Here is a 13,623-nt window from a genome sequence, read left to right as displayed (position 1 = left end):
CGTGACCACACCTGATGGGACGCGCTGTGCGTGCGGTCTAGCTGCGCGCTTGCGTGGCTTAGAGGTCGAGCACCAGGCGCTTGCTGTGTGCTCGAGAGCAGCAAGGCGTAAACTGGTCATTGGCGGCTTGCTCTTCTTCGGTCTGATACATGTCGCGATGGTCCGGAGTGCCTTCGAGTACGCGAGTCAGGCAGGTTCCGCACACACCTTGTTCGCAGGAAGCCGGCACGTCGATGTCGTTTTCATACAAAACCTGGAGAACAGTTTTATCCGCCGGAATGGAAAAGGTGGCGCCTGAGCTTGCAATCTGAACCTCAAAGTCACTATCGCTTGATGTGTCTATATCTCGGCCTGAGAAAAATTCTGTGTGCAGCTGATCGTCGCTCCAGCCATAAGTCTCGCAAACGTCAAGTACATGATCGATAAACCGGCCCGGGCCGCAGATATATATGTGAGTGTCCGCGTTCGGCTTGCTGACGATCGACTCCAGCTGGAGCCTGTGTGCAGGGCCCTGGTCACTGAAGTGGAAATACGCCCTATCTGAAAAGCTGGAGTTCTGAATACGCTGCAGAAAGGCCGCCCGCTGTTTGGAGCGAGCACTGTAGTGCATTTCAAAATCGGCATTGATGTGCGCTAGTCGTTCCGCCATGCACAGTAGCGGCGTGATACCAATGCCGCCAGCAAAGAGCAGGGTTCGCGGTGCGTGCACCAGTGGGAAGTGGTTCTTGGGAGGGCTGATCTTGAGCAGATCACCTTCCTTGATCTCTTCATGGAGGGTGATTGAACCGCCGCGTGATTCCGGCTCTCGCAGTACACCGATAAGGTAACGATCACGCTCCTCCGGATGATTGCAGAGGGAGTACTGCCGCACCATGCCCTCTTTGATTTCGACGTCGATATGTGCCCCCGCGCTGAACGCGGGGAGTGGGCGACCATTGGGCTCTGCGAGCTCAAAGCTGATGACATCCTCGGCCTCATAGGTTTTTTTGGCGACCTGTACCTGGAGCGGAGTCGTGCTACTCATAAGCTTATCAGTCCTGTTTGTGTCAGGTTTATTGTTTGGAGCGGTTGGCATTTTCTTCAGCGAGGATTCGATCAATCACGCGCCGCGCCTGCACCCCGCCAGCATCAATGTTGAGCTTGAGCAATTGACGATCAGGGTACTCAAGCAGATTCCGCTGTTGGGATTCGAGCACTTCCAGGTCTTCACTGAAAATTTGACCCTGACCTTCGCGAATGGTGTCGGTAAGCGCCGCGTCTTCAGGCTTGAAGTTGCGAGCCATGCCCCAGAAATACCAGATGGAAGTCTCTGTTTCGGGTGTGATGAAATCCACCACTATGCTGGACGCTTTATATTCTGGTGCAGCATCGTATCCCCCATGGCCTGCGTGGGCGACGCCCACTTCAATCATGACATGGCTGGGCGGACTGAAGCGGCAGATCTGCCAGCGGTCCACGGGTACGTCATCCGCCAGGCCATTGCCACGCAGGGCCGCCTGCCAAAAGGGCGGCGGCATGATGTTCTCCATGTGCCGGCTGGTGGTGACTTCATCTCCCTCCGTTTTGGTCACAGGCGAACTTTCTTCGATCTCTGGCTGACCGATACTGCTGGCGTGGACATAGGTTTCATGGGTGAGGTCCATGAGGTTGTCGATCATCAGGCGATAGTCGCAATTGATATGATACAGACCGCCGCCGTAGGCCCAGCCGGGATTCTCGGCCCAGAAAAGATTCGGGATTTTTGTCTCGTCTGCGAGCGAGGCGTCGCCGGTCCAGACCCAGATGAAACCATGTCGCTCTGCCACCGGGAAACTCCGGATAGCGGGAAAGCCCCGGACCCGCTGCCCCGGCATACAGGCGACTTTGCCCTCACAGCCCATGACCAGGCCGTGATAGCCGCAGACCAACTGGCCATCGCGCACGAAACCGAGAGACAGGGGCGCCCCGCGGTGGGGACAGAAGTCTTCCACGGCGGCCACAGTGTCGTCCTCGCCGCGAAAGAAGACGATTCTTTCACCGCATATTTGTCGACCCAGTGGCTTGTCGCTGATTTCATCGGGTGTGGCGGCAACATACCAGGTGTTTTTGGGGTACATCTGATCCTCCTGAAGGGCGGGGGAATTCTTGTGTGCGGGACAAGAACCGTTAGCTTATTAGATGTTCATTATTGGATTTTCTATTAAATTCTATGGCTAAAACAGGGATATTTGCCCGGAATCCTTGGATTTTCCGTAGCTTCGGCCTATAGTCGGGGGAGACTTTCCGATTCGGGGGCGCTGGCGTTATGGGGAGCAAGCGGGTGACAGGCGAGCAGGTTCCGGTTTTTGAGCTTTACGGCGAAAAGCAGCGCTGGCCAACCCCGGATCTTATTCACAGCGAGACCATCAACGAGCGTAGCCGTCTGCACAACTGGGATATAAAGCCCCACCGGCATAGTGGGTTGTGGCACTTGGTATACTTTATGGGAGGCACGGCGGAAGTCGAGCTGGACGAGCAACACACCCTTTTGCCAATGCCATGCATACTGCTTGTGCCGGAGATGTGCGTCCATGGGTTTCACCACTCCGAAGATATCGAAGGTTTTGTCCTAACACTGGCATCCCCCTTGGTCAGGCATCTGGAGCAACGCCTGGGCGTTCAAGCTGGAGTATTGACGCACTCTACCTGTTGTCCATTGCCCTCTGGTGAGTCGCTGGTGGGCAATTTGTTCAGCGCTCTGCATGGCGAATACCTGGCACAACGTCCGGGACGTGAGTTGTTGATGGAGTCCATTGCCGCAAGTATTCTGATATGGGTCTATCGCGAAGCGTTAAAGCAGGGAGGGGCGCCAGACCGGCTTCAGGACAAGAATGACCGTTATTTACTGCGCTTTACCGATCTGCTGGAAGAGTTTTTCAAGACACAGCAACCCATACAGTTTTACGCTGAAAGAATCGGCGTAACGCCAGCGCGCCTGAACACTTTGTGCCGCAGGCTGGCGGGGCGGACAGCGCTGCAAATGCTGCATGAGCGCCTATTGCTGGAAGCCAAGCGCAATCTCACCTACACCTCGATGACCATCAGTGAGGTGTCATTCCATCTTGGCTTCTCTGAGCCCGCTTATTTCACCCGCTTCTTCAAGCGAATGACCGGCCAGTCACCGAGTGAGTTTCGTCAGCAGGGCTCGAAGTCTGACGCCAACTATTGATTACCGTCTCAAACCCTTACCCGTAGCAGCCCACATCAGACCCCCGTAGATGTGCTCCAGAAACAGGCGATCTTCATAGGTGGCCGGAATATGGCCCAGCGCCGTGTAAAAAGCGCGACCACCATCGTATTCGTGGTACCAGGCGATTGGACGGAAATCCATTTCTTGACTCTCTTTTTGTTCACCCCGCTTGGCGTAGGGGTCAAAGGTGTCACCATCGACCGACAGGAGATAGTTCAGCGTATCGACCCGCTCGGGGCCGAACTCATAGAACTCATCGGTCCACCAGAACTTGTCGGGCATGCGCTCCATGCCCGGGAAGTCGCGATCGAGCACTTCGAGTTGGGCGGTTTGATTGGCGGGGTGGATGTGGAAAGTGCGGCCGATCATTTTGGTGTACCAGTCCCAGTCGTACTCGGTGTCGGAGGCGCTGTGAATCCCCACGAAACCTTTACCCGATTGGATGAAGCGTTCCATCGCGCCTTTTTGTTCGTCGTTCAGGATATTGCCGGTAGTCAGCAGAAAGACAATGGCGTCGTACTGCTTCAGGTTGTCATCGTTGATAACGTTCGCATCTTCGTGCCAGTCCAGCGCAAATTCGTGCTTCTCGGCCAGCTTGCGCATAGCGGTAACGCCCTCATTGACGGATTTGTGGTGCCAGCCGTCCATCTTTGTGAACAGCAGAACGTTGAATTGCTGGGCGTGTGCGCCGCCGTGAGCGAACAGGAAACCGAGCAGGCAAGTGAGGATAATCAGATGTTTGTTAAGCATAATCGTTCTTCTCCGGAGGGGGGGCTGCTGTCATAGTGCCTTGAGGGAGGCCGGTTTGGAAATAGCCATTAGTTATATTGGCCTTACCAGTTGACCATAGGGCCATTTGTAACTTATGCTCAAGGGTAATTGGCCCACCGCCATAGCTGGCGATGCGGCCTGGAGTCAGTCTGGTCTCTCAACCCGATAGGTTTTCTATGAATAACAATCCATATTGTGCGCGTAACTGGCGCTCCCGCTTGGTTCCAACCGGCATGGGGGCTTTGATGTTGACCTTGGCGGCTTGTAGCCAGGAACCCCAGGTTGAAGAGGCTCAAGGCTACGAGCAGCCTGAGCTGGAAGCCCGTGGCGCCGAGCTGTTGACAGTTGATGGGTATCAATTCAAGGATCTGAATAATAATGGCAGGCTTGACCCCTACGAAGACTGGCGTCTGCCTACGGCTGAGCGAGTTGAGGATCTGTTGGCGCAAATGACGCGGGAAGAGAAGGTTGGCTTCATGCTGATCAGCTCGGTGAGTATGGAGGGCGGTAGTGCTTTTGGAATGCGCGGATCTGATGAAGAAGTGACGAGCAATCTCTCGGAAGAGGATGTCGTGTCGGAAACCAATATTTTTACCCGTCAGCCTTTGCCTGAGCCAATGCTGATGTTCTCGGGTACCACCAAGGGCATCCAGGAGCGCCACCTCCGTCACCTGATTTTGCGCACCAATGCGGATCCGCGCCTGATCGCAGAGTGGGCCAATAATGTCCAGGCGGTGGCTGAGGACACTCGTTTGGGTATTCCCGCAATTATTTCATCCAACCCGCGTAACCATGTCACCGTGGACAACGCCATGGGCGTAGGGTTGGGTGATACCGCCTTTTCCACCTGGCCCGGTGAGCTGGGGCTGGCCGCCATGCGAGATCTTGAGCTGACCCGGGAATTTGCGGAAATTGCCGGTCGTGAATGGGCTTCAGTCGGCCTGCGCAAAGGTTATATGTATATGGCCGATTTGGCTACTGAGCCGCGCTGGGAGCGGGTAGAGGGGACCTTTGGCGAGAGTGCTGATCTGGCCGCCGATATGATCCGTGAGGTGACGCTCGGTTTCCAAGGAGAGAGCTTGGGCAAAGGGTCGGTCGCTCTGACCACCAAACACTTTCCGGGCGGCGGCCCTCAAGTGGATGGGCAGGACCCCCATTTCTTATGGGGGCAGGACCAGCACTATCCGGGAAACATGTTTGACTACCACCTGAAACCGTTCAAGGCGGCCATCGAAGCAGGAACCGCGTCGATCATGCCGTATTACGCGAAACCGGTAGGCACCGACTATGAAGAAAAGGCGTTTGCCTATAACAAGCAGGTTCTTACCGGCCTGTTGAGAGAAACGATGGGGTTTGAGGGAATCATCAATTCCGATACTGGCCCCATTGAAATGATGCCCTGGGGCGTGGAGTCCCTGTCATTGCCGGAGCGTTACCGCAGGGCTCTGGACGCCGGGGTTGACCTGTTCTCCGGAACGGCTGACCCGACGAGATTGCTTCAGGCCGTGAATGATGGTCTGGTTTCTGAGGCGCGTCTGGACGAGTCCGTTCGGCGACTACTGGCGGAGAAGTTCGACTTGGGGCTGTTTGAAAACCCTTATGTGGACCCCGACTACGCCGAGCGCAGCGTGGGCAGTGATGCCCATCAGACGCGTGCTGATCTCGCACTACGTAAATCGGTGGTGCTGCTGCGCAATGATAAATCGCTGCTGCCGTTGGAGCCCGCTACCAAAGTCTATGTCGAGCGCTACCGGGATGACCTGAGGGGAGGGGATCCCATTGAAGTTTTCGCGCCCGACTCCCATGACTGGAATGTGGAATTCGTCAGCCAGCCGGATGATGCGGATGTGGTGGTCTTTTGGCTGAGCCCCAACAATGGGGGGCTGTTTGGCTCTACGGGGGATCCCATTGACCTCAGGCTCAGCCAAAACGGCGTCGATGTGGATCGTGTGAACCAGATGACAAAAGACAAGCCTGTGGTCATGGCGATCAACTTCAGTAACCCCTGGGTGATCAACGAAATTGACCAGGGGTCGCTGGGCACTATTGTGGCCACTTTTGGCACTTCCATGGATGCGTTGATGGATGTTCTGGACGGTAGCTTTGCGCCCACCGGGAAACTCCCTTTTACCATCCCCAGTTCCCAACAGGCAGTCGAGAGCAATCGTTCAGATGTGCCCGGCTATCTCGAGCCAGAAGGCTACGCCCTGTTTGAATTTGGGGCGGGCCTGACCTATTGACTTTGGCCTTCCCGTTTGCCATTATGGTCATGTGGTAAGGCCACCTGTCCCAGGGTGTTCCTCGGAGATTTCGCGATAGTGCGAGCAGTATCGCGAACAGTACTGAATGAAATGGCAGTCTAATCTCCCTTTGCGGGCGTCGCCAGGACTCCTGGCGCGCCCTTTTTTTTGGCCTTTTTTTGAAAGTGTACAGTTGTGTACTTTCAAAAACTGGTCCGGCTGATGTCCGTCGATACCCGAATAATCAGGTGCCATTATGAAAATTGTAAACTGTAAGGTGATCGTCACCTGCCCCGGTCGGAATTTTGTGACCGTAAAAATCGAAACCGATGAAGGCGTCTACGGAATTGGCGATGCGACCCTGAACGGCCGAGAGCTGTCGGTGGTGTCCTATCTTGAAGACCACCTGTTTCCGTGCCTGATTGGAAGAGATCCTCAGCAGATTGAAGATATTTGGCAGTATCTGTATCGAGGCGCGTACTGGCGCCGTGGGCCGGTGACCATGACTGCCATTGCTGGTATCGATACAGCGCTGTGGGACATTAAAGGCAAGGTTGCCGGACTCCCTCTTTATGAACTGCTTGGCGGACGGTCTCGTGACGGCGTTATGGTTTATGGGCACGCGAATGGTCTGGATATCGAAGAAACCGTGGATGAAGTCGCGAAGTATATCGACCTGGGCTATAAGGCGATTCGTGCTCAGTCTGGCGTTCCCGGGATTCCCTCTACGTACGGTGTCGCCAAAGAGAAGATGTATTATGAGCCGGCCGATGCGGAGTTGCCCACCGAAAATGTCTGGTCCACTGAAAAGTACATGAATCACGTTCCCAGGCTTTTCGATAAGCTGCGGGAGAAATTTGGTTTTGAGCACCACCTTCTGCACGATGCCCATCATCGTTTGACACCGATTCAGGCCGCTCGGGTGGGTAAGGATCTTGAGCCTTACCGTCTGTTCTGGCTGGAAGACGCGGTGCCGGCGGAGAATCAGGAGAGTTTTCGGTTGATCCGGCAGCACACCACAACCCCGCTGGCGGTAGGCGAAATTTTTAACTCCATCTTTGATTGTCAACAGCTGATTACAGAGCAGTTGATCGATTATATTCGCACCACTGTTGTGCATGCGGGTGGCATTACCCATTTGCGCCGAATTGCAAACTTGGCGGATTTGTACAATGTCCGCACGGGCAGTCACGGGGCGACGGACCTGTCTCCGATATGCATGGGAGCCGCGCTGCATTTTGATACCTGGGTTCCGAACTTTGGTATCCAGGAGTATATGCGTCACACCGAGCAGACGGACGATGTGTTTCCGCATGATTACCATTTTGATAAGGGTTATCTGCACGCGGGAAGCGCGCCGGGTCATGGTGTGGATATCGATGAAAAACTGGCGGCTAAGTATCCTTATCGGCCAGCGTATTTACCGGTAAACCGATTGGAAGATGGCACTATGTATAACTGGTGAGTTCGTAACCAGCCGCAAGGATGGATTGACTCCACCAATAACTGATGCCAATATTGTCGGTCTTACCACCAGATATGTTAACCAGAGAAATAGAGTGAGGCCCATGGAAATACAGGCGGTCAAAGTGCGGCGACTTTATCTTGAGGTCGCGGGTCAAATTGAGTCCCAGATAAAAGCCGGAAAAATCAGTCCCGGCGAAAGACTTCCGTCCGAGCGGGATTTGGCAGTGAAGTTTGATGTCAGTCGGCCCTCCATTCGTGAGGCCATGATTGCTCTGGAGATAGCCGGTTTGGTGGAAATCCGCACGGGGCGCGGTATCTATGTGGTGCAGAAACGCTCGCCACACGAGCTCAAAGTGCGGGACGAGGGTCCCGGACCCTTTGAGATTCTGGAGGCTCGGCGCTGCCTGGAGGCCGAAACGGTCGCCTTGGCGGCGGCCCGGATTACTCAGCAGCAGTTGCTGGATCTGGAGGAGGCTCTGCGGGAAATGGAAAACGAGGGCGCGGAAGGCGGCGTTACAGAGCGGGCTGACGAACGTTTTCACTGCATCATCGCTGAGGCTTCCCATAATAGTGCGCTGGCAGCTACTGTGCGCTGGCTCTGGCAGCTCAGAAATGAATCCGAGATCAGTACCCTCTTTCATCAGCGGGTGCGCGAAGAAGGGGTGCACCCCTCGGTCAATGAGCACCGTCGGATCTTCAACGCGTTGAAAAGCCGGGATCCTATTGCAGCAAAAAATGCCATGCGGGCACACATTTCCCGGGCATTGGATCGTGATTGTGCACTGCTGGACGACGGTGCGGGCGCAATTGACCCTTCAGAGAGCGACGATTGACCTCCCGCTGGTCCTGATCCTTGTGGGGAAGCACAATAGGTTTCAAGACTCCAATGAATGCCTGGGCAGTCCCACATAGTTTTCTGCGATAACGCTCAGGCCAGCCTGTGATGACGTGTAATACTCCAGCTCAGCCTGGCGCAGTTTTGTCATGATGGCGTCTTCATCCAGCTTGTGTAACAGTGATGTCATCCACCAAGAAAAGTGTTCCGCTTTCCATACTCGTTTCAGGCAGGTTTCGGAGTAGCGGTCTATCAGCTCGGTGCGGCCATTGTGATAAACTTCTTTCATCAGCTCGTGAAGTGTACCAACATCACCGGCAGCCAAGTTCAATCCCTTAGCACCCGTTGGTGGAACGATGTGGGCGGCATCACCGACCAGAAAAAGCCGACCGTACTGCATGGGTTCAACGACAAAACTTCTCAACGGTGCAATGCTTTTTTCAATGGAAGGGCCGGTCACTAGATTGTCGGAAGCGGACTGTGGCAATCGCGTTTTCAGCTCTTCCCAGAATCGCTCATCTGACCAGTCTTCAACGTTATCGGTCAGTGGGACCTGAATATAGTAGCGGCTGCGGGTGTGCGAGCGCATGCTGCACAGCGCGAAGCCTCTTTCGTGGGTAGCATAAATCAGCTCCTCGCTGACTGGTGGGGTATCCGAAAGGACTCCCAGCCAACCAACCGGGTAGACTCGCTCGTACTCGGTGAGGCTATCGGCCGGAATGGATTTTCGGGATACACCGTGAAACCCATCACAACCTGCGATGTAGTCGCATTCGACTTTCATTGATTCGCCACTCTGGGTGAATGTGACGTAAGGTGAATCTGATTTAGTATCGAACAGCTGTACATCGTCGACTTCGTAAAAGGACGTCGCATCTGACGCGTCACGAGCGGCCATAAGATCCTTGGTGACTTCGGTTTGCCCGTAAACCATAACGGACTTTCCGTTGCCGTATTTTTTGAGGTCAATCCTGACTTGGCGGTTATCAAACGCAAGATAAAAACCATCATGGGGAATGCCCTCACGATCCATTCTTTGGCCAACGTTTGCTTGTCGAAGGAGGTCAACGGTTCCCTGCTCGAGGATGCCTGCCCGTATACGGGACTGAACATGTTCCCGGGTCTGTCGCTCCAGAACGATGGTGTTAATCCCCTGTTGCTCAAGAAGCTGCCCAAGCAGCAATCCCGAGGGGCCGGCGCCAATAATTACAACCTGAGTTTTCATGCTCTGAGACCTTCTCGGTAAATTGATGTGAAAATCCTATAATTGTATTTTCCGTTGTTAATTACGCCAGTAAAAGGTAAATTGGAGTCATAAAATGGCACTTTTGGTTGTCCGTCGGGCGGGGATGCCGTACCCTTGACTGGACGTCAACTACTGGATTCCCGTGGCGTCCGATTTGACCGGGCAGGGCGCTCGGTTGATTGGAAATATCAAATAACATGCGATTTCTGGAGAGACCCATGTCACAAGAGTTCCCGTCGGTCCCTGTGTTCGCACTCTATGGGGAAGGTGATTCCTGGCCCACGCCGGATATGATCCACTGTGAAACCATCGCCGAGCGAAGTCAGTTGCATAGCTGGTCGATAAAGCCACATCGCCACGGGAATCTGTGGCATGTGCTTTTAGTGCTGAAGGGAAAAGTCGAAACGCGTTTTGATAGTGACAGGTTAACGATTGATGTACCCTGCGTTGTGTTTGTTCCCGAGGGGTGCATACACGCTTTCGAATTTACCCGAGATATTGACGGCTACGTCGTGACGGTGGCATCTCCGCTTATAAAAGAGTTAGAGCCCAAGTTGGAGTTGGGTGTTGGATTCGAGAAGTTTTATAGCCCGGCATTCTACGAGCTGTCCGAAGACCGACACTGGATTCAGATGTTGTTCGATGGCATATTTTCGAACTACCGGTCAGACAGCCCGGGAAGAACCTTGGTGATGGAGTCCTTGGTTGGTGTACTGCTTGCTTGGGTGGCAAGAAACGCCCAAGGTTCTGGGGACGGTGCTTTCGGGGGACAGGGCGCGGAGGAGCGGACTTTCTCCAAGTTCCAGTCACTGTTGGAAAAGAACTTTAGGAGCCAGAAAACGATTGCTTTTTATAGCGATAGAATGGGTGTGGCATCAGCTCGCCTGAACTCAATTTCTCGCCGGCTGTCTGGTCGCTCCTCACTTGAAGTGATTCACGAACGGCTCTTGCTGGAAGCAAAGAGGAATCTAACTTATACCTCAATGAGGATCAACGAAGTGGCCTATGCATTGGGTTTTGTTGACCCCGCTTACTTTAACCGGTTTTTCAAACGAATGACGGGTAAAACCCCCAAGGAATTTCGGCAGTCTATATCCGCCCATTAGAATTTCTCTGAATCAAGGAAAGTGACTTTCTGGATATGCTTTTGCTAATCCGGCCTGCGGGGGCTTCGAGTGAGGATTCTAATGTCGCCCTCCAGGGTTTTATGCACCGGACATTTGTCGGCAATCTGCAACAGCCTGTCATGCTGCTCCTCGGATAACTCCCCTTCGTAACTCACGTCTCGCTCAATCTCCGTGACCATGCCGTTCTGGCCTTCGCAGTCAGCGCAATCGTCCGCGTGGATGCGTCGGTGTTTGAGGCGTACGTGCAGATTGTCGATGGCGAGTTTTTTGTGGTTGGCGTACATCCGCAACGTCATGGACGTGCAGGCGCCCAGGGACATCAACAGCAGGTCGTAGGGGTTGGGGCCAAGGTTGCTGCCGCCTTTGTCTTTGGGTTCGTCCGCCTGCCATTGGTGGTCGGCGGTGTAGAGGCCGCGCAGAAAGTGGGCGTCCTGCTCGGTGATCAGCACCTCTCCGTTATCGACCTTGGGGTGATCCTGGCTCTGGGCTTTTACCGGGTCGAGATTGAGGTAGCGACCCGCCCAGGCGACCAGCGTCAGGGCGACATAGTCGGCGTCGCTCTGGCGGCTGAGCAGGTGGTCGGCATCGTCCAGGGAGACAAAACTTTTGGGGTGTTTGGCCGCCTGAAAAATCTTGCCGGCTTCGTCAATGCTGACCACCTGATCGCCTGGGGCATGGAAGATCAGCAGCGGTTTGCGCAGTTTGCCGATCGGGTCTTTGTCCGACCAGTGTTCGAGGTCGTCCAACAGCTCTGCCCCCAACTCGAAGGTGCGTCCGGCGATAGTGACCGGCGCGCTGCCCTGAGCACGAATATCGCAGGCGCTGTCCGCAAACAGGTGTTTGACGTGCTGAGGGCTGGCCGGTGCGGCGATGGTGACCACGGCTTCGACCGACGAAAGGCGACCGGCGACCGCCAGTGCGGCGGCACCCCCCAGACTGTGGCCGATCAGTAGTTTGGGTGCCTGATGATGTTCAGCCAGAAAGTCGGCGGCGGCCTCCAGATCGGAGACGTTGCTGGTAAAGCTGGTGTTGGCGAAGTCCCCCTCGCTACCGCCCAGACCGGTAAAGTCGAAGCGCAGTACGGCAATGCCCTGGTCCGCCAGGGTGCGGGCGATGCGAGTGGCGGCAATGACGTCCTTGCCACAGGTAAAGCAGTGGGCAAAGAGCGCGAAGGCTTTGGGCTCGCCGCTGTCGGGCAGTTCGAGCGCACCGGCGAGGGTGTGGCCGGTGTGGTTGTTGAATTCAACTTTTTGGCGGGGCATGGGGTGGCCTTGGGTTTTTGTGAGAGGGGTATGGGTGACTATAGTTGAGGGGGTGGGGGTTTGCTTGGCTTTTATGCCGGATTATGCCCCGTGGGCTAATTCGACATGCCGCGTATGGGACGGTTGCTTGCTCTCTTTCTTGATCTCGCAACTCACACGGGTGATGATTGAGCGACAATAACATGTGCTCGATAAGGAGCTTGCTATGAGTAAAGATATGGGCCCCAAAATTTACTACAGTCTGATTGTACTCTTTTTTTCTTGGGTTGTTTACAGGACGTTAAGTACCGGTGAGACGGGACTTCGAGGGCGTAGCAATATAACGTTTGAGGACGAACCGGTGCTATTCTCATTGATAGTGCTGGTATGTTTTGGGTTTGTGATGATTTTTCTCGTTGGCATATTTGAAGGCTGTTTTGGCAGAAAGTCGTCAAAAGAGAGCCAAGTAGATCGTGATAGTGACAACCACTTATGATTTTTTTGGGGTCATGCTCACGGGGTGCCTCCAGAATACGTGACACGCGAATATGATTATGTGATTTACGTGAATAGTTCCTACTTTTCAAATAGAAACTCTGCAGATCGTAGAGGGACAATGCTTCATGAAACTGTTCATTTGGTATACAGAGGTCTTCACGATTTCTACCGGGCCTAAGGTATTCGGCGGGCAATCTCGCAGGGTGCTTCAATGAAATCCAATCCTGATAGTTATGCATGTATGGCGTTTAATCACTGTGGTTTTTAAGCTATAAAATGTGGAGAGATCTGTTATGAAAATTCGATATGATAGCGCTTTTCGAAATTGGGCAGTTTTTTTCTGGCTCGTTTCTTTATTCTCTCCAGCGTACGCTTCCAACCTGGATGGGGGTCTGGTTGGCGAAGTAAAAGTGAAAGAAGGAGAGGTATACCTTTCGGTACATCTCACCAACGGTTCAGATGCTGCAGAATGCATTTATTACTGGCCAGAGTCGAAAAACGTTTTGGGTTATTCGTATAACGATTTCTTGTTGATTGTTGATAGTCATGGAGAAATAGCTGAATACGGTAGCATGAGGGCTGATATTGATTATGAGCGCTTGAATAATTCCGTCATAATCATTCCGCCTGGCTATCGTGTAGAGGCTAGCTACAATATATCCAGTATATATAGGCTGAAATCGGGTCAAGAGTATACAGCATACTACTACTTGGAGGCCTATGCTTGTAAGGCTTATGATATTGGCTGGATCTATCCTACAAGCCCAGATTTCTTAAGGAGCCTTGCAATGGAATACGATAGAAGCATAGACAAGATAAAAGTTCGTGTAATGAAAGGCGACTTCCCAGAAAAGGATTTTTGGAAGCTCTATGAGATGGAAGCCGTTGAGTTTACAGCGCCATAAGCCAGGGAGATATCGGGGATTGTACTCGGGGAGATTCATGGCCCCGACCCTACGGGTGCCTTCGGTGGTCTGCAGCGGAGATCAG

At 53.8% G+C, this 13,623-nt stretch carries 12 protein-coding genes; 7 read left to right on the top strand and 5 right to left on the bottom strand.

The window, feature by feature from the left end; translation table 11 throughout:
• Nucleotides 1–58 precede the first annotated feature (58 nt).
• Nucleotides 59–1,024, bottom strand: coding sequence for a PDR/VanB family oxidoreductase (locus DKW72_RS11325; RefSeq protein ID WP_111642479.1), 966 nt, complete (start codon nucleotides 1,022–1,024; stop codon nucleotides 59–61).
• Nucleotides 1,025–1,052: 28 nt separating this feature from the next.
• On the bottom strand, nucleotides 1,053–2,096 hold the full coding sequence (locus DKW72_RS11320; protein WP_111642478.1) for an aromatic ring-hydroxylating dioxygenase subunit alpha: 1,044 nt from the start codon (nucleotides 2,094–2,096) through the stop codon (nucleotides 1,053–1,055).
• A 203-nt stretch (nucleotides 2,097–2,299) separates the two neighbouring features.
• Here DKW72_RS11320 and DKW72_RS11315 point away from each other — a divergent pair, with 203 nt between their 5' ends.
• Entirely contained in the window at nucleotides 2,300–3,187 is an 888-nt protein-coding gene (locus tag DKW72_RS11315) for a helix-turn-helix domain-containing protein (RefSeq protein WP_232522386.1), read from the top strand.
• Here the strand turns inward: DKW72_RS11315 and DKW72_RS11310 are convergent, their stop codons facing one another.
• On the bottom strand, nucleotides 3,188–3,958 hold the full coding sequence (locus DKW72_RS11310; protein ID WP_111642476.1) for a ThuA domain-containing protein: 771 nt from the start codon (nucleotides 3,956–3,958) through the stop codon (nucleotides 3,188–3,190).
• A 197-nt stretch (nucleotides 3,959–4,155) separates the two neighbouring features.
• Between DKW72_RS11310 and DKW72_RS11305 the strand changes: the two genes are divergently transcribed.
• The 3 genes from DKW72_RS11305 (at nucleotide 4,156) to DKW72_RS11295 (ending at nucleotide 8,519) form a co-directional block, all read left to right on the top strand.
• On the top strand, nucleotides 4,156–6,219 hold the full coding sequence (locus tag DKW72_RS11305; RefSeq protein WP_198411322.1) for a glycoside hydrolase family 3 protein: 2,064 nt from the start codon (nucleotides 4,156–4,158) through the stop codon (nucleotides 6,217–6,219).
• Nucleotides 6,220–6,475: 256 nt separating this feature from the next.
• Nucleotides 6,476–7,684 carry a D-mannonate dehydratase ManD gene (gene manD, locus DKW72_RS11300; protein ID WP_111642474.1) on the top strand — a complete coding sequence of 403 codons (1,209 nt, stop codon included), beginning with the start codon at nucleotides 6,476–6,478 and terminating at the stop codon, nucleotides 7,682–7,684.
• A gap of 103 nt (nucleotides 7,685–7,787) precedes the next feature.
• Complete coding sequence (locus DKW72_RS11295) at nucleotides 7,788–8,519, top strand: FadR/GntR family transcriptional regulator (protein WP_111642473.1); 732 nt, start codon at nucleotides 7,788–7,790, stop codon at nucleotides 8,517–8,519.
• 42 nt (nucleotides 8,520–8,561) lie between these two features.
• Here DKW72_RS11295 and pobA read toward each other — a convergent pair whose 3' ends face one another.
• Nucleotides 8,562–9,746, bottom strand: a complete 1,185-nt coding sequence (gene pobA / locus DKW72_RS11290) for a 4-hydroxybenzoate 3-monooxygenase (protein WP_111642472.1) — start codon at nucleotides 9,744–9,746, stop codon at nucleotides 8,562–8,564.
• Nucleotides 9,747–9,985: 239 nt separating this feature from the next.
• Between pobA and DKW72_RS11285 the strand changes: the two genes are divergently transcribed.
• On the top strand, nucleotides 9,986–10,873 hold the full coding sequence (locus DKW72_RS11285) for a helix-turn-helix domain-containing protein (RefSeq protein WP_198411321.1): 888 nt from the start codon (nucleotides 9,986–9,988) through the stop codon (nucleotides 10,871–10,873).
• A 44-nt stretch (nucleotides 10,874–10,917) separates the two neighbouring features.
• On the opposite strand, the gene DKW72_RS16595 is transcribed toward DKW72_RS11285, so the two are convergent.
• Nucleotides 10,918–12,156: a bifunctional alpha/beta hydrolase/OsmC family protein gene (locus DKW72_RS16595; protein WP_111642470.1), complete on the bottom strand. Its 1,239-nt coding sequence runs from the start codon at nucleotides 12,154–12,156 to the stop codon at nucleotides 10,918–10,920.
• A gap of 205 nt (nucleotides 12,157–12,361) precedes the next feature.
• Here DKW72_RS16595 and DKW72_RS11275 point away from each other — a divergent pair, with 205 nt between their 5' ends.
• Nucleotides 12,362–12,631 (top strand): hypothetical protein, encoded by a 270-nt coding sequence (locus tag DKW72_RS11275; RefSeq protein WP_111642469.1) that lies wholly within the window; start codon nucleotides 12,362–12,364, stop codon nucleotides 12,629–12,631.
• Between the two features lie 295 nt (nucleotides 12,632–12,926).
• On the top strand, nucleotides 12,927–13,538 hold the full coding sequence (locus tag DKW72_RS11270) for a hypothetical protein (protein WP_111642468.1): 612 nt from the start codon (nucleotides 12,927–12,929) through the stop codon (nucleotides 13,536–13,538).
• The last annotated feature ends 85 nt before the right edge of the window (nucleotides 13,539–13,623 follow it).

Source organism: Marinimicrobium alkaliphilum (genome assembly GCF_003259155.1).
Lineage (GTDB): Bacteria > Pseudomonadota > Gammaproteobacteria > Pseudomonadales > Cellvibrionaceae > Marinimicrobium_A > Marinimicrobium_A alkaliphilum.
This window is presented reverse-complemented; position numbering and strand designations above follow the sequence as displayed.